Source organism: Aquimarina brevivitae (assembly GCF_004216895.1).
Lineage (GTDB): Bacteria > Bacteroidota > Bacteroidia > Flavobacteriales > Flavobacteriaceae > Aquimarina > Aquimarina brevivitae.
Map to the genome: position 1 here is coordinate 386,605 of NZ_SGXE01000002.1, position 18,145 is coordinate 404,749.

Below are 18,145 nucleotides of genomic sequence, written 5' to 3' on the forward strand. Positions count from 1 at the left end.
CTTAACTAAAAACGTGATCACAGCTTTTTGATTCTAAATAGTTAAGCAATATTTCCCACTCATTACTAAATCCAGTCAGCTGACCTTCTAATTTTTGAATAAATGGATCAAGACGATTGTTGTATTTTGCAGAATACTCTTTATATAACTCATTAAATTTATCACATTTAGTAGAGTATTCTTCTTCTTTTATTTTTAACCTTTCCAATTTCTCTTCTTCCTTTTTAGCTGTGATTTTAGCTTCTTTGATAGCTTCTAAATAATCATTACAGTCGTTGCCATTTTCACTTACACAATTTTCATATTCTACTTCTAGCTTAGTGACACGTAAACTACCACCAGCCATCATTGCTTTTCTATAATCTGAATTAACCTGATCATAGTCATCACAATATTTAGAGTCCATCGGTATTTCGCTAAGTACGATTTCAGATATTTTCTTTTTTTCTAGTTCAATATCTATTACTATGTAATGTAATTTTTCTGCTTGATCATCCACTCGCCTCAGTAAGTTCAAAACTTGTGTTGCATCGACGTTGCTACATTCAAACAGACTATTTTCCCAAGCTAGGTAATCAGATTCATTTTTTACTAATTCGTATTTCACCATATACTCCTTTAAGTATTGGCATTTTTGCGCCATAACATCTGTAATTGATAGTGTTAAAATTCCTATTAGTATTATAATTACTTTTTTCATTATTATATGTTTTATCTATTTGTAAATGAGATAAGAACCTTACTTTTTTTTTCGGGTCTCATAAGTATAGTCGATAAAATTAGTAAAATTAGTTTATGTTTTAGATAAAATTTAATTAGTAACCTTAATTCTTGGTTCATTTTTGAATCAGGATCGCCACGTTTTACATCATTTTAATTTTTGTGTTTGTGATTAGTAACCTACTTAATTTATGGTCAATAATTAGTTTTTAAAAACCGAAAAATCTATTGAACATAAGGTGATTGTGTAGCATTGATATTAATCTCAGCTTCCGAACGAAATCAGAGATTCATCAAGGTGAAACTTCGCATATCAGCGTATTTGTTTTAGCACGAGTTAGTCGCTCGCACCAGCAAGGGTACTTATATTTCTGCTTTTAAAGAAAATCACTATTATAAGTTGGGTTGGCTACGAAGTCAAGAGACTTCGTAGAGCGTGGGTTGATAAAGACATAACTTCGCTTAGCTAAGGTTGACGAAGATAGACCTTTGCTGGGCTTCGGATAAAGAAGGCAATCACTTAAATAAATCCTGTTTCGTGGAGACACGAAACAGGTCGATTGCCCGATTTATCCGTAATTCCTAATTATACCATTCGTAATTGAATCTCGGTCACGCGTTATGCAAGAAGCAACGCGCGCCAGATTAAGATTTAACTGTTTGAATAAAATCCACTTTCTGTATGCAAACCAATATACATAATATAATAGGCTACATAATATGGTTGCATGTTATTATGAGATTTATTCGATCCTGTATTAGCCGGACTAATTGATGAAACATAACCCGTAGAACAAAAAGGAATATAATTACTATCGTTATCAGGCTCAAGGCCTATTCCTAAGGTTCCAAACCCCCCATTATTAATAGAGTGAGTATGGCTTGGAAGTTCATCTGTAGTTAGAGTATGTGTTGGTTGGCCACCTGTTGTTCCGTATTGATAAGTGGAGCCTTGGCCAATTAGTGTTCTACCATCTAAATTTGGAACTTTAGATTTCTTATCCTGCGGAAGTGACTTAATACCCTCTTCATTGCATAATACCCAGCCAGATGGAATATCGGCTGTGTTGCCACTAAAAGCAAAGATAGTTCCTACAGGAATTGTAGGTTGAATTGGTGGAGGTGGAGTGATTTTTGAATTTGTCATTTTATGATTGATTTAGTTTGTTGTAATAAGAAAAATTTTGATGTTTCAGAAATTACCTATAACGGTCTTGTATATGAAAAGTAGCGGATTTTATGCACTAACTTTTCGATTTATAACTGACCTTAATTTATTCATTTACTTTCGGTTAAGCGATTAATCCGCTATTTTTTATATACGTTGTTGGGCTTAGTTATTTTGCGATATTATATTTAATAAACTTTTTCAAGTCTTTTGGTATATCTAATCTTGAACCTAAAATTTCGACAGCATTAGACTTACTTAAATTTATATTCATTTTCAATTTTTGCTCTCCTCTTGCCTTAGCCGAATTAACATTTTCCATTAATTCATTAACAAATGCAATTAAAAACCAAATTTCAAACTTCCCTCGCAAATGAATTTTGTCTTTTCTAATTAGTCTTATTTGTCTATATATTTTTGTAATCTCTTTCCAACATTCAGTTGTATCAATATTGCCTGTTTTATTGTTTAAATAGGACATTAATTTCGTTCCTTGAGGTTTTTGCAACCTACTAATTTTTAAATCTTGGTCAAATGAAAATATATGTGATAGATTCACTTTTGATAGAGGAATATTATTCCCTTTACTTCTGTGATATATTATCCAAGAACTCAAAATATGCATTTGTTTACAGAAAACTTTATGTTCTTTTTTGAAAGTTCTGACTATTCCGTTTATAGTTTCGGTATCTGTGATGTGTAATAAATCGGTCAATATTCTTTTTAATATTTTGACATTAACTAAATAGTTTTCTATTGAATAATATTTCGTTACAAAAATGTTATCATCAGTAACATATCTCAATCCTAAAATATCTGAGTAGTCTTTGTCAACAAAAAATAAGACTTTATTTTTATTGTATGTGTTCCAATTTATTTTATTGTAATTTTCATAAACCCCATCTTTATTTTTACTATTGTAGAAATAAAGCTCATATTTCTTTCCTGCAATATTTTTAATAAAGTTAGTGTAAAATGAAGGGTCATCATTTCCCTCTATAAATAAATGAAGTGCCTTATCTGTACTTTTATATTCCTGTAAAAAGCGAATATAAGAAGTGATTGGTGATGCTCCTGCATCTTTTAATGACTGTAAAAAACTCATAATGAATTAGAATTTTGTTTCAAATTCATTTAAGCCGTGTGCATATTTTTCGAGATTATTCTCAAAAATAAAAGGTGAGTGAGTTACCGCTATTAGTCCTAAACATTTATCATTATTGGCTATATCAGATAAAAATCTTTTTTGCCAAGAAACAGATAACGATAATTCAGGTTCATCAATGACAACTAAATAATTCTTTGATTTTGACAAATAGATATGACTGAAAAGTGAAACTATTTGTTTTTCTCCTGAGGAAAGATTGCTGAACTCGATTGGCTTTTGGAAATTAACTTTTTTATTTTTAATTGGTCGAATAAGTATCTTAAAATTGACATAATCGTATAAGAACACTTTATTTGATGAATAGTCATTACAAACCCTTATGAACTCTGTAATGTCCCTTTCATCTTCTTCTAATTTTGAATAAATTGTTGTTAACTTATAAATAAAATATGCAAGTATTTTATTTTCTTCTTTTTCGATTGTTCCTCCTTTTCTTATATCACTTACAAATTGGTTTAATTTTTTCTTTTCGTTATTGGATAAAACATCTTCATCAATTCTATCAAAAATTCTTTCAAGTGATTCAGGTGTAAGAGATTCAATTTGATTATAGGTGATTTTTGAGTAATTTTTATTTATCACATCCTTTAAATAACCACCTGTTAGATTTGTTTTCAGATTTGAGTTGAAATCCTCTCTTAAGTCACTAAGTTTACGGTTGACTTTATCTACAACATCCTCCATTCCAAATTCTACGAGTTCAACAAAACCACTTTCCCTTTCATTTCTTAGCATTCGATATTTTTTTCTACGGTAAGAGTTTAATTCCTCCTTTAAATCTGGTAAGATGTTACTTAAGTCTTGCTCGATTCTTCTGTACGTTGGAAGATATAATATTTGGGTATCGATTAATGATGATAGAAGCTGTTCTTTTTCTCTAAGAGTATTTTCAAAGAGATTTATTTGTTCTCTTTCAGCAAATCTGCTTATTTCTACTATCAGACTTTTAGGTAATCTGTAATCATCAGCTAAGAATTCAAGTTTTTCAAAGTCATTTGCAAAATCAGAAAAATCTTGATTGTGTAAAAAGGCATTTACTCTTTCTCTAACCGCTGGATTGTATCTTCTAAGCAATCTGTTTAGCTTGTTCGAATTTAGAATATCGATTTCATTTTTTTCTAATCTTATTGAATTATTGGCAATTTCAATTTCAACTGCGAAAAACTCATACTTTAATAGTTTAGTCCATTGACGGCTTATGAAATAGTATATGATATTTACTATGGTAGTTTTACCGGCACCATTTTCAGCAACTAAAATCAGGCGATTATCTTGCAGATTTATTTCATAATCTTTTTCTCCAAAAAGTCTCTCTATTCTAATAGTTTTAATTTCAGTCATTATGTTTCTTTATAATTAAGCCCAACATGTTTATATAAGTATAAAGGTAACTATATTTCTTTTTTATGGTGCATTGAGGTGCTCATATATCCTAAATACTGAATATATAGTTACCTTTTTATTGATTAGGATCGTTTTGAGTTATGAACAACTCGCTGCGCGTTTTTGCAAAAAAAACCACTCTCGTACAAGTACAAGAGTGGTTTATAATTCTGTTTTGTATGATGGCTATTCCTTCTTCCTAAAATCCGTATTAAAGAAAACCGCTAACTGTAGTCGGTCAAAATTGCGGCCGCTAAAATGATTTTTTAAATACCCCAGTTGGATATTCAAATCCTTAGTAAACGCATAACCCACCGCTCCAAATAAACGGTTTTGGTCAAAAATAGGCTCTTGCAGATTGATAAATACTTCATCATACACGCTTACAAACCAATGGTCCGTAATCGGGTAGGTGAGTAGCAACCGATACCGTGCCCGGTGTGCCGTAAAATCCTCAGTCTGCGTACTAATAAAGCGTTGCTCTAAGCGATACCGGTGCTCAAACTTCATCTTGCCTACGGTATTCTTTAGAATAAACTGTTGAAAGATCCGATGCTCTTTACTGTCCTCTTCACCCGGGAACTCCAGATAGGTAGGATCGGTAGCAATAAAGGCATAGCCACCCGTAACCATCGCTTCCTCACTAAGATGATAATTCAGTCCGGTTCGTAGCAACAGCTGATTAAAATTAGACCCCACATTGTAGAGTCGAAACTGGGCTTCGGTATGGATACTGAGTTTATCGCTAATGGCATTGGTGCCAAAATACATATACCAGGCACCCCATTGGTCTTCTCCGGTTTCCTGAGCCTTGCTCGTTGTAGCCATGCAAAGCATCACTACAACAAGCAGGGTAGAGGGTTTAGTTAATTTCAGTAGATTCTGTTTTGCCATCTTTGGGTGTTTCGGTATCGTTTCCTTTAAGATATTTGTCTAAAAAGGATAATACGCTACCGTATGCTTCTATTTGGTTTTCTTTTTTTACAAATCCGTGTCCTTCATCTTCAAACAGTACATATTCTACGGGTACCCCATTTTTGCGCACGCCTTCTACAATTTCATCGGATTCTACTTTGAGTACTCTAGGATCTTTGGCGCCCTGTAGTACCAATAGTGGTTTGGTTACGTTTTCGGTATGGAACAAAGGAGATATTTTTCGCAGTCGTACAGAGTCTGCCGTATTAGGATCCCCCATCTCCAGGTATAAGGCTTCTTTAAAGGACTCCCACCATGGTGGAATACTCTTTAAGGTACGCAGCCAATTCGTTACACCAAAGATATTGACACCCACTTCAAATTCTTCGGGTGCATAGGTCAGTGCCGCCATTGTCATATATCCTCCATAGGATCCGCCTATTATACCGATCTTATTGGGGTCGATCACCTCTTGTTGTTGCAACCAGTCTTTACCGGCGATACAGTCTTTTAAGTCTTTATCACCGTGGTTTTGGTCGTCCATTTTGTAAAAAGTCTTTCCATAACCGCTACTACCACGATTATTAACGGCTAAGATGGCGTATCCGTGATTGACTAAATATTGTATCACAGCACGGTAGGTTTGGGTGGTTTGTCCGCCCGGACCACCATGTACCCATACCAATGCTGGTACTTTGTTGTCTTTGCTCGCTTGTTTGGGTTGGTAATAGATAGCAGGGATTTCTAGCCCATCAAAGGACTTGAAACGCACTACTTCTGCAGCTACCAGGTCTTCTGCTTCGATATCGTCCGTCAGCACATCGGTGAGTTGATGGTGCGCTTTGGTATTGAGATTATAGGAATATACGTTTCTTGGCACATTAGACCCGCTTACATTGAGTAAGGCCATAGATTCATCTCTGCTAAAACTTGCACTGCTGATTTCCTTACCGTCAAAATCCGGGAAACTAACAGCTTCGCCTGTAGCAACTTCTGTTACATACATTACCGTTTTAGCATCTTCATTGGTAAATAGCACCTGATACTTACCATTATGGGTAAAGTAAAACGCATTGATATCCCATTGTTTTTCGGCTACTTTTTCCTTAGCCCCTGTAGCCAACTCATATTTCATCACGTAGCGGAACTCAGCACCGTCATCGGTAGTATAATAAAGCGAGGTACCATCTGGCGAAAAGTCCTGAAAGGAATTGCTGCTTTGGTTATCGTTGATTTTTGTTTGTTCTCCTGTGCTTTTGTTGATTAGAAAAAGATCGGCATCATTGGTGTTGATGGTTTTAGATACAACGATGTAGTTTTTATCTTCTGAAAGGCCTTCCAGATCCATACCTTCTTCATTTTTATAAATCAAGGTAGAAGAGAAGTTCTTAAGATCCATTTCGTAGTGATCCATATACTTTGGGTCTCTTTCATTGCTATCATAGAAAAAGCTTTCCCCATCCTTCGCCCATCTTCTAAACAAGGCTCTAACGTTTGTTGCAGGCGTCAATCTGGTAATCCCAGAACTATCCTTGACAAAAAGCTTAAAAATTTCGTCACCATTACCATCCATCCTAAAGAGGATGCGATCGTCATTAGGAAAGTAGGAGATACCGTATACCGAAGAACTGTCGGATTGTGTAATCGGTTTAAATGCTCCACCCGTGGTGGGTACGGTATACATATTATAAATACCAGATCGGTTACTGGTCATCAGTACCGTTTGGTTGTCTGGCGAAAAGCCATTAGCGCGGGCGTTTTCTACATCCATAAATTGTTCAATGGAGTATTGACCCAGGGTGTCTTTTTGGTCGTCTTCTGGTGTTTTGGTCTCTTTTTTACAAGAGAAAACCAGTAGCAACCCGAGTAGTAAGGTGAGTACGTGTTTCATTGTGTGATTGTTTTAGAATTGGATTGATATACTTATAGGGTATAGGTGTTTGTTGCGTTTGACTTAATAAATGCTTTGTAATTCCGCACTTGATGCGGAAGCCAATTTAAAACCCCTATGGTAATACTATACCATAGGGGTTATTTTTTTGCTTACTCTAGTGAAAACTGTTTGGTCTCTTTAAAAGGCGATACTTCTAAATTTTCCATGGTTGTTCTATACGTTTTCCACTCGGTGGTAAAGAAGGTATTGGTTTTCGCCAGGGCTGTTTTCAGTTCATCACTAGCTTGCTTTATCAATTGTTGTTCGGTAGCGGTAAGTCCATTTTGGCGGGTACCTACATACCAGCCTGCTGTTCCTAAGCGTTGCATTACGGTAACCTCTGGATTACGCGTAATACCTTGTCGTTTATCCTCTTTACCTACATACACATCAATGATGCTATCTGCTTTTTTGATGATCTCTTTAGAAGCTTTGATTTGCTCCTTAAATTTCTCTTTGTCCCATTGCTGCAGGTCTTTTTTATACTTCTCCGCAATCTCAATGCTTTCGGCCAATTGCTGTACGGCATCGGCTGCGGTTTGTTGCATGGCTTCTAGCTTTTTAGAAGCTGCATACACTTCGTTTATATTTTGTAGTGAAACCTGAAGCCTTGGGTCACTTTTTACTGTGATCATAGTTTCAGAAGATTGATCACCATATTCCATCACCAATTTATAGCTTCCGGGTTTTACAGTAACCCCACCGGACTCTCGGTTGTTCTTCTTTTTTCTCACCTTTCGAGATGGGCGATCGGCTCCTTTTTCGTCCATAAACCAGCGCATTCTATAAAATCCAGTAGAATCTGGTGTTTTTTGGCTTAGTGTGCGGATCAATTCTTCACCTTTATAGATCTTAAGGTAAATAGAATCCCATTTTACTTTAGCTTCTTCTTTTTCGTCCTCAGCAGTATCTTCATTATCCGCATTTTCTTCCTCTTCTTCTTTTTTATCTTCTTTGGATTCGTCTTTTTTCTTTTCTTCTACAGTAATATAGTATTGGATACGTGCACCAGCATCACGGTTTTCACCGTTGTACAAATCGTCTGCGCCAAATCGACTACCCGCGGGCTGCTGATAGGCAGCTTGGTACGCAATAGGTGGTTCAAAAAGCTGTAGTTTTTTAGTTAAAATACGCTTATCCTTGGCTAAAGCACGTAAGGGTCTGATATCGTCTAACACCCAGGCAGCTCTACCAAAAGTACCGATAACCAGATCGTGTTCTCTAGGATGAATCACTAAATCTTTCACTGAAACTGTTGGGAATCCCTTGGTGTACTTTTGCCAATCCTGACCAGCATTTAGCGACATATACAGTCCGTCATCAGTTCCTAAAAATAGCAGGTTCTTTTCTACAGGATCTTCTATAATACTTAGCGTATAACTTTTTACGTCATTTTGATCTACGATTCGTTCCCAACTTTTACCATAGTCTTTAGTTCTAAAGGCATAAGGCGTATAATTAAACCTACGGTAATCATTAGCTACTAACAAGGCTTCTCCTTTGTTCTTATTAGACGCTTTGATCTGTACGATCCAACTGCCTTTTGGCAAGTCTTTAATATTCGAAGAGATGTCGGTCCAGTTTTGTCCGCCATCTTTAGTAATATGTACTCTACCGTCATCCGTACCGACCCATAACATATCTTTTTCGAGCGGAGAAGGTTCGATTACTAACACGGTACAGTGATTCTCTGCACCCGTAGCATCCATAGTCAATCCACCACTTTCGCTTTGCTTTAATTTTTCGGGATCATTGGTAGTTAAGTCTGGCGAAATTACGGTCCAGGTGTTTCCTTTGTCGGTACTTTTATGCACAAATTGGCTACCAAAATATAAGGTGCTGTTATCGAAGGGATCGATATTGATGGCAGCATTCCAGTTAAAGCGGAGTTCCACTTCAGGATCTGGATGGGTTGGACGAACCGTATAATTATTACCTGTCATCCAATCGTATCGACTTACGAATCCTTGCTGACTCATTGACCACCCGTATCTTGAATTGTCTTTATCAGGAACTACATCAAATCCATCACCAAATGATATTTCTTGCCAGTAGGAATTTCGTATCCCTTGAGCTTTCCATACATACGCAGGGCCGCGCCAGCTACCATTATCTTGCATCCCACCATAAACATTATAAGGATATTCATTATCTACGTTGATATGGTAAAACTGTGCTACCGGTAAATTGCCGATAAAACGCCACGTTTTTCCACCATCTCGGGTGATATTCAGCCCTCCGTCATTACCGTCGATCATAAAACTACCATCTTCTGGATGAATCCACCAGGCGTGGTGATCTGGATGCACCCCATTATCAACGCCATAGGCAGGCATTAATTGCGAAAAGTTTTTACCGCCATCTTCAGAAACGTTAACATAGGTAAATACGGAATATACTCGGTTTTCATTTTCAGGATCTACGCGGATGTCTGAATAGTAAAAAGGTCGGTTGCCGATATCGTTTTTATCATTAATTTTTTTCCAGTTAAACCCTCCGTCAGTAGACTTGTATAGTGCATTCTTATTAGCTTCTACCAAAGCATAAACAATGTTTGGTTTATTGCTGGCAATGGCAATACCTATACGACCTAAATCTCCTTTGGGTAAGCCGTCTTTATCTGTTTTCTTGGACCAGGTTTTTCCACCGTCAAAAGTAATATAGAGTCCGGAGCCTTCGCCACCAGATTTAAAAAACCAGGGATCTCTTTTGTGCTCCCACATCGCAGCGATTAATTTATTTGGATTGGTTGGGTCCATCACTAGATCTGCCGCCCCAGAACGGTTGTTCGTAAATAGTATTTTTTCCCAGTTTTGTCCTCCGTCGGTGGTTTTATAAATCCCACGCTCCGGGTGCTCACCCCAGGGCGAACCAATAGCTGCTACATACACCACATCAGGATCTGTAGGATCGATAATAACTCTGTGGATATGTCTTGTTTTTTCCAAGCCCATAGCCATCCAATTTTTTCCACCATCCAGGGATTTGTAGATACCGTAACCACCATTTAAACTGTTACGTGGATTTCCTTCTCCGGTACCCACCCAAAGCACAGACGGGTTGGATTGTTGAATAGCAACAGCACCTACTGATGCTGTGATTTCGTTGTCAAAAATAGGTTCCCATTTGATACCTCCGGATGTAGATTTCCATAATCCACCGGATGCTGTACCTGCATAAATGATATCAGGATTGGTGTGTACTACATCAATTGCAGTAACTCTACCGCTCATTCCTCCTGGACCAATATTACGAGGTTCCATACTGTTTAAAAGATCCATGGATAGCTCTTGACCAAAAGAGACCAGGGAACAAAAAGACAATAAAAGTGCTAAAAAATAATGTTTCATTAGTTAAAAAGCTGTTATATGAATTGAATTTGATGTCCCTATCGATGGTAAACCAGCGATAAGGTGTTGTTGATTATATTTCCAGTCTGTTGGGGTTAAATTTGAGAACGCATGGACATTGTTTGTGTTTTTAAATGGGAATAGGGACAGGGTTTTTTGTAACCAACAGTCCATGAATCTCATCTCCCTAACAATTGTGAGATGCCAGGGCTTAAAAAGCAATTTAAAAAAAGTAATTATACTGCTTCCTATCGATAGGATAATACAGTAGATGATTCCTGTAAACACGTAATGACTGTATGATTTAGTGCTCTAAAGGTACTAAAATGAAACGGCTAATTTCTTAAAGGCTTGTTAACAGGGAGTAAAGCGTATCAGTCTTCTATTTTATATGCAAGATAGTAGTGTAGGTATTGGGAGGTAAGTAATTGTACTAGTATGATTATTAGAAAATTATTGGTTATTGCATAAAAAATCAATCTCCATACATTAGAGATTAGTGTAATACTATCCGAAGGTGGGAACCCCTTCTTTCCTTAATGTATGGAGATGTAACTAATAAATGTGTCTTATTAAAGGGAACTAATAGAAACTTTAGCATTATTTCTGTCTCTAACAGAAATCAGGTTAAAATCCTGATCTACTTTAACGATCAGTACTTTTCCGGTATGCAGATTTACCATTTTCCATCGGTAACCAAAAGGCGTTTCAAAAATGTCAGATCTTGCCATTTTTCGAATATCAATATCATCAATTTGGGCTACGATATTGTGAATCATAACATCAATACCTTTTTCCTTAATTTCTTCCTGGGAAAGTTTTTTTTCGTGTTGATCCCATAAAGGGTCAACATTTTTAGCTTCAGCATTAAATGTACTAGCTAACACTAAAGCCAGTAGGGAAATTACGTAATGTTTCATCATAATCTAAATTTTTTAAACTACACACTACGTTGTAAGCAGTACGTAGTTATAAGGGGTTATTCATTATTAACATATCAGTATTTGCTTTTGCTATTATTATTTATTTGCGGGTATAGATAAATATACAAAATAGTAATCTTTAAGTAGGAAATTATCTGTTAAAATTTGTAAAATAAGTTGAAAATTAGACTTTTAACACGTTAAAATGTATTTAATCGTGGTTAAAGCCTTGCCGGATTACTGTAAACCCCTCAAAATGTTGATTGAATTAGCGTTGGGTTGCTACTTCATTTTTGTAAATCAGCTTTCCTAATGCAGCTAAAAAGGGTATCCCAATAGCTTCATATTCGTAATGATCATCGTTATAAATTTGATTTTCGTTGACGTGTAAGGTAGCAGATAGGATGAAAGCTACATCATTATTAATATCTTGGATATAAGCCGTCTCTGTAAGATATCCGTAAGCGTATCCTACCTTATTCACTATTTGAATATGATCTGGTATATTTTCCTTAGTGTCTCCGTACATAAAAAACTTCACATAGCTATCATAATACTCCTTTCGGTCATACCCTGCCTTATAAGGCAATTTTTTCATTGCGGTAAAGACAAAGTCTTGTTGTGATTCATCGATATGAAATTGTTCTTCTGGCGAAAAAGTATTCGGGAAATGTAGTCGTTTCATCATTTGATGTAAGGTCGATAGGGGGAGGTAATTTTTACGCGAGAAATCCATTGGAGCGTGGATCAATTGATCGCCACTATAATAGCCTTTACCTTTTTTAAGCTTTGCTAGCGAAAGCTGAGGAGGTAAGGTATTTTCTTTTGAAGAAATATGAAAGTGGGTGTCTGCTGCTGGCTCAATATTTTTATAGAAGGTTACAGCTTTGGTTCGCTTGTCATCGGCGGAAGCTGTAGCGAGCCGGTGTCGAATACTTCCCTTAAGATGTTTTTGTGCTAGTTTACTATTGATATATTCTTGACCCAAAAATTCAAAAAGGCGATTGTAGGCATCATTATCACTTATTGCAAATAGTTTAGTGATTTCTTGAGCCAAAGTAGTCACCAGGGAATCTCCCTCGATTTTGAAAGGAGTTGTTCTGTCAATCTCCATACCTTGTTGTTGTAAGGCCTTTACTTTTTCAAGAGCTAAAAGCGCTATGGGGAACTTTACGGTACTGGCAGGGTAGAAGTAGCTGCTGTCATTCACCTGATAACTATAGTCCGTAAGCGCTACCGTGCCATCGTTATCATAATCAATTGTCGTATACAGGATTTGTAGCTCATAAGCTTCAGGTTGCTGCATTACTTTTTGAATTTCTGGGATGTCCGAAGTTAAAACCCTTTCTAGAGGTGTTCGTTTCTGACAGGAAACCAAAAGTAGCACCACGAAAAATTTCAACAAGCTTTTCAAGAGTAGTACTTATTTATTGTATAATTTTTGACCAGCTTCGTAATATTTATCTCCCGCTATCCAAAAGGGTGTTTTTGGGTTATCTGCAATTTTTCTACACGCCAATACATAGGACCTAAAAAACTTTTGCAAATAGTCGTAGTCTACACTATCCGGATTGTCTGTCACTTGATGATAATACTTGGTGATTTCTGCATCAAATGCAGTAAATCCCATACTATAGGTAGGGGCAGGAACTCCTTTGGCAGCAAAATGTACATTGTCTGAACGATCAAAAAGGCCTTGTTCGGGCGCTGGATCATCGATGGCTTCTAAATCAAACGCTTTGGCAGCAGCGATGATATCATCTTTGGCAGATGTTCTTCCTAATCCTATGATAGTCGCTTTAGTGGTGTCGTTATAGCCTCCATTATCACTATTAAAACAATATACCATTTGATTCAAAGGGAGTACAGGGTGTTCTACATACCATTTGCTGCCCAGCAATCCTTTTTCTTCGCCAGTAAATAATATAAAAAGAGAAGATCGCTTTGTTGGATATTTGGCGATATTTTCTGCTGCGGCTAACACAGTTACCGTTCCTACGGCGTTGTCTCTTGCACCATTATAAATAGAATCATTAGCCACCGGTTTACCAACACCTACGTGATCATAGTGTGCGGAATAGATAATGTATTCATCCTTTAATTTAGGATCTGTACCTTCTAAATACCCAACTACATTCCTTGATGTTATGCTGCGTTTGTTAACGCCATCGATGGAAAGCTTAATTTGTTGCTCCTTATCTTTTTTAAAAGCAGCATTGATTGATTCTTTAGGATCATTAACCCAAACGTAGGTAAAAGAGTTAGCTTCTTTTTCATCGGCAAGGGTTAGCGAAGCATCGTTTAAATAATGTTTAAGTTGACTGGCGCTGCCCTGATCAATACTACAGACTTCAATCACCCCTAATGCTCCTTTACTTTTTGCCAGTTCCATTTTTTGTTGGGTTTGCCTAAAATGGGCTTGTAAGGATGTCGTACCTGGTGCCCCGATGTAGCATACTACGTACTTTCCAGTTACGTCTATGCCTTTGTAGTCCTCTTCTAAACCATAGTTTACAAAAATGGCATCTCCTGCATACGAGGTGTTTTTTTTATTGACCGTAAAGATTTCTGTCAATTTGATATCTCCTAATTCGAAAGAAGTACGTTGTACCGCAGATGTTTTTTCTAGTAATACATTTTGAAAATATGAATTGGTATTAGGGATGGGTTTTACTCCATAGCTCCGCAACATATTGGCTAGGTATTGTGCTGCAATCCTGTTTTCAGCAGTGCCGGTTTCTCTTCCTTTAAGTTCGTCTGAGGCCAAAAAGTAAATATGACCTTCGATTTTATTTTTGGTAACGGTTTCGATTACCTTTTCTTTTTCGGTTTGACTGTAAACTAATACAGTGCATATGAAAAGTAGTGCGGTGATTAACTTGTGTTGCATGGATATCCTATTTAGAAGCCTTAAATGATGGTTTGGTTGTTTTGGTAAATATAATAAATGTTCTTTTTCTAAAGATTCTTTAAATAAAGGGAAGTAGATTCTAAACAAATGTTAATTATCATTGAAGGAACCCTCTGGTAGTTTAGTGTCTGCTTAAAATATGCTAACTTTAGGAAATGAAAAAGAAAAGTAAGGTATTCAAAAAAGGGTTTAGCTTTAACGTGTATGAAGCACCCAATCAGTCTCCTTTTGATAAATTATTTGAAATTTTTCAAGAAGTCATAACGCACACCTCAGGTGACTTGGATGAGGCTCTGGATTGGATGAAAGAATTGGATAAGGAGTATAACCTTACCAGTGAGGATTATACCCTTGATGATTTTGTAGAAGACCTCAAAAAGAAAGGATATATCCGAGAGGAAATTAAACCCGGGGGTAAAGGACTTTCCATTACTGCAAAAACAGAACAAGCTATTCGTAAAAGAGCTTTAGAGCAAATTTTTGGTAAATTAAAACGAAGCGGTGCCGGGAGCCATCGTACACGGTATATTGGTAAAGGTGACGAACATTCCGGTGATTTTAGAAATTATCAATATGGAGACCCGCTGGAACGAATTTCCATAACGGAGAGTATCAAAAATGCACAAATCAATCACGGTATCGATAATTTAAACTTTACAGAAGATGATTTGGTTGTCGAAGAAACGCGACATAAAGCCCAGATGAGTACGGTACTAATGATTGATATAAGTCATAGTATGATACTCTATGGAGAGGATAGAATTACACCGGCCAAAAAAGTGGCCATGGCGTTAGCTGAATTAATCACTACCCGATATCCAAAGGATACCTTGGACATCATCGTTTTTGGTAACGATGCTTGGCCGATTGCTATTAAAGATTTACCGTATTTGCAAGTTGGTCCCTATCATACCAATACGGTTGCAGGCTTGGAGCTGGCCTTAGATTTACTTCGTAGAAAACGAAATACCAATAAGCAGATTTTTATGATAACTGATGGTAAACCTAGCTGTTTGCGCTTACCAGACGGACAATATTATAAAAATAGCAATGGTCTGGATCGATTTATTATCAATAAGTGTTATATGATGGCACAGCAGGCGAGAAAGCTTCATATTCCGATCACTACATTTATGATCGCTCAGGATCCTTATCTGATGCAGTTTGTGAGGGAGTTTACCTATGCCAATCAAGGTAAAGCCTTTTATACCGGTCTCAAAGGTCTAGGGGAGATGATTTTTGAAGATTATGAAACCAATCGAAGAAAACGAATACGGGGATAGTACTTAACCTGTAGGGCAGCAGTACTACAATTAGCAATATTATGTAGCCTTTATAAAGAAAAGAGGTGACTATTTTTAAAAAAATTAAATGGTAATATGAATATAGATACGATTACTACTTTTGGTGAGTTAAAGAAAGCTGGCTATACCAGTAAATCCATTAAAGACGAATTAAGAGATAATCTTAGAACAAAAATTAGTAAAGGTGAAAGCACGTTTACAGGAATCCATGGGTACGAAAATACGGTAATACCTGAACTAGAACGCGCCATACTCTCTCGACATAATATAAACCTGTTGGGATTACGAGGTCAGGCAAAAACCCGGTTGGCTCGGCAAATGGTAGGCCTTTTGGATGAGTATATTCCTTACGTATCCGGGTCAGAGATTAATGACGATCCCTTTCATCCTATTTCAAGATATGCAAGAACTTTGCTCCAAGAAAAAGGAGATGACACACCCATTAGCTGGTTACATCGCGAAGAACGTTTTGCAGAAAAACTAGCAACGCCAGATGTTACTGTGGCAGATATCATTGGAGATGTGGATCCGATCAAAGCTGCTAATTTAAAATTGAGCTATGCAGATGATCGGGTTATTCATTTTGGGATGATCCCAAGAGCAAACCGCTGTATTTTTGTAATCAATGAGCTTCCAGATTTACAAGCACGTATACAGGTTTCCTTATTTAATATTTTGCAAGAAGGTGATATCCAAATCCGGGGTTTTAAATTGCGATTGCCGCTTGATATTCAATTTGTGTTTACCGCCAACCCTGAAGACTATACCAATCGGGGTAGTATTGTAACTCCACTTAAAGATAGAATTGGCTCTCAGATTTTGACTCATTATCCTGAAGATATTGCAACAGCTCGTACTATAACTGAGCAAGAGGCAAAATTAGACGATCGACAAGCGAGCACTGTAGTTGTGCCGGAGCTAGCCAAAGATCTATTAGAGCAACTGAGTTTTGAAGCCCGTAAGAGTGAATTTATTGATCACAAAAGCGGTGTAAGTACTCGTATGAGTATCACTGCTTACGAAAACTTACTCAGTACGGCTGAACATAGAGCGTTGAAAGCAGGAGATGCCAAGACACTAGTCCGATTAAGTGATTTTATTGGTGTAATTCCGGCGATTACCGGAAAAGTAGAGTTGGTCTATGAAGGAGAGCAGGAGGGAGCCGCTTCCGTAGCTTTTTCATTACTAAGCAACGCTGTAAAAACGTTGTTCGGGGATTATTTTCCAAAAATTGAAAAGCTAGAAAAAGAAGATTATGAAAGTCCTTATCAAGATGTAATCGATTGGTTTTTTGAGGAAAATGGATTTGAATTATTAGATGATGCATCTGAAGAGACCTATAAACAACAGCTTGATGCTATACGACCGTTAGATCAACTACTTAAAAAATACCAACCAGACCTTAGTGAACACGATACCTACTTTTTCAAGGAGTTTGTACTTTGGGGTTTAGTTGAGTATAAAAAGCTAAGTAAACATCGGTTATCTGAAGGGTTTCAATTTAATGATCTGTATGGGGGCTATATAAAAGATCTATAACTACCACCAGACTACGAAAAGTTTAGCATATATATCCTCACTGGTTTTTGTCCAAATTAGTGGGGATTTATTTTTTTGATGCATGGATTGAATGTCCTGGTAAATACTTTCATAGGTGACCCAATCTTTATGATATTCAGGATTGCGCATCCAATCTTTTTTACCGGGCATATAAAAAAGCGTATCTACAGCTACTGCTGTATGTAGTTCTGAAAGTCGCAGCCATACTCCAGCAACGCAATTTGTATTAAGACCGTTTAAATCCTTAGGAGGATTATTATAAGGAAGGAAAAGTTGTGCCTTAAAACAACATTGTTGCTTCCAGGTGGAAATAGTAGGTAATTCTAATTCGGATAACCTTTCTTTGGTTTGAGGTTGATGTAGGAGAGGAAATTGTTTATGTTTTAGTTTGGAAACTTTGTCCACCAAGCGATCCTTGCGATTAGGCCCAATCCATTTATCGTATGTGCCCTGCAAATCTGGGTCGTATAAGTATAGTTTATACACTAGTTCTATGTGGTAGCCTTGTGCATTGAGGCTATTGTGAAGCAAAAAATCTAATTCTCCCAACGTAATTTTTTCTTCGAACACCTGAATGTTTTTGGCCAAGATATCATACACGCTAAAATTAGTAATCGCTTGTTCAAAAAGCTCTTCAGCTCGCTTTCCTAGTACTTGATGTTTTGTATTTTGAAGGTGTTTGTAATATGCATTCAGTTGTTCACTATTTTTTACCTGCGGGGTTTCAAACTGATCTAAATCAAAGAGCGTTCCTTTCCAAAGTGATGGTGTTTTAGAAAACCCTAGGAATTCATCAATTTCTTTTATCAA

The 18,145-nt window shown here is 36.8% G+C and carries 13 protein-coding genes; 2 read left to right on the plus strand and 11 right to left on the minus strand.

What is annotated here, in order from left to right:
* Position 1 precedes the first annotated feature (1 nt).
* The 10 genes from EV197_RS09575 to EV197_RS09620 form a co-directional block, all read right to left on the minus strand.
* Positions 2-700, minus strand: coding sequence for a hypothetical protein (locus EV197_RS09575; RefSeq protein WP_130286534.1), 699 nt, complete (start codon positions 698-700; stop codon positions 2-4).
* 672 nt (positions 701-1,372) lie between these two features.
* Positions 1,373-1,867, minus strand: a complete 495-nt coding sequence (locus tag EV197_RS09580) for a phage baseplate protein (RefSeq protein WP_130286535.1) — start codon at positions 1,865-1,867, stop codon at positions 1,373-1,375.
* A 190-nt stretch (positions 1,868-2,057) separates the two neighbouring features.
* Positions 2,058-2,993, minus strand: a complete 936-nt coding sequence (locus EV197_RS09585; RefSeq protein WP_130286536.1) for a DUF4435 domain-containing protein — start codon at positions 2,991-2,993, stop codon at positions 2,058-2,060.
* A gap of 6 nt (positions 2,994-2,999) precedes the next feature.
* On the minus strand, positions 3,000-4,397 hold the full coding sequence (locus EV197_RS09590) for an AAA family ATPase (protein WP_130286537.1): 1,398 nt from the start codon (positions 4,395-4,397) through the stop codon (positions 3,000-3,002).
* Positions 4,398-4,625: 228 nt separating this feature from the next.
* Positions 4,626-5,333 (minus strand): DUF2490 domain-containing protein, encoded by a 708-nt coding sequence (locus EV197_RS09595; RefSeq protein WP_130286538.1) that lies wholly within the window; start codon positions 5,331-5,333, stop codon positions 4,626-4,628.
* Positions 5,302-7,245 (minus strand): S9 family peptidase, encoded by a 1,944-nt coding sequence (locus EV197_RS09600; RefSeq protein ID WP_130286539.1) that lies wholly within the window; start codon positions 7,243-7,245, stop codon positions 5,302-5,304. The genes EV197_RS09595 and EV197_RS09600 overlap by 32 nt, the downstream gene beginning before the upstream one ends.
* Positions 7,246-7,397: 152 nt before the next feature.
* Positions 7,398-10,637, minus strand: a complete 3,240-nt coding sequence (locus tag EV197_RS09605) for a VPS10 domain-containing protein (protein ID WP_130286540.1) — start codon at positions 10,635-10,637, stop codon at positions 7,398-7,400.
* Between the two features lie 572 nt (positions 10,638-11,209).
* The gene (locus tag EV197_RS09610) at positions 11,210-11,560 is read right to left on the minus strand and encodes a hypothetical protein (protein WP_130286541.1); all 351 of its coding nucleotides are present in this window, start codon (positions 11,558-11,560) and stop codon (positions 11,210-11,212) included.
* A gap of 268 nt (positions 11,561-11,828) precedes the next feature.
* A complete protein-coding gene (locus EV197_RS09615) occupies positions 11,829-12,965 on the minus strand; it encodes a serine hydrolase (protein WP_242610715.1) in 1,137 nt (378 codons plus the stop codon).
* An 18-nt stretch (positions 12,966-12,983) separates the two neighbouring features.
* Positions 12,984-14,450, minus strand: a complete 1,467-nt coding sequence (locus tag EV197_RS09620; RefSeq protein WP_130286543.1) for a M28 family peptidase — start codon at positions 14,448-14,450, stop codon at positions 12,984-12,986.
* A 176-nt stretch (positions 14,451-14,626) separates the two neighbouring features.
* Here EV197_RS09620 and EV197_RS09625 point away from each other — a divergent pair, with 176 nt between their 5' ends.
* Together EV197_RS09625 and EV197_RS09630 are read left to right on the plus strand one after the other, a co-directional pair.
* Entirely contained in the window at positions 14,627-15,754 is a 1,128-nt protein-coding gene (locus EV197_RS09625) for a vWA domain-containing protein (RefSeq protein ID WP_130286544.1), read from the plus strand.
* A gap of 96 nt (positions 15,755-15,850) precedes the next feature.
* Positions 15,851-17,314 carry a magnesium chelatase gene (locus tag EV197_RS09630; RefSeq protein ID WP_130286545.1) on the plus strand — a complete coding sequence of 488 codons (1,464 nt, stop codon included), beginning with the start codon at positions 15,851-15,853 and terminating at the stop codon, positions 17,312-17,314.
* Here EV197_RS09630 and EV197_RS09635 read toward each other — a convergent pair whose 3' ends face one another.
* Positions 17,315-18,145: a DUF1853 family protein gene (locus EV197_RS09635; protein ID WP_130286546.1), complete on the minus strand. Its 831-nt coding sequence runs from the start codon at positions 18,143-18,145 to the stop codon at positions 17,315-17,317.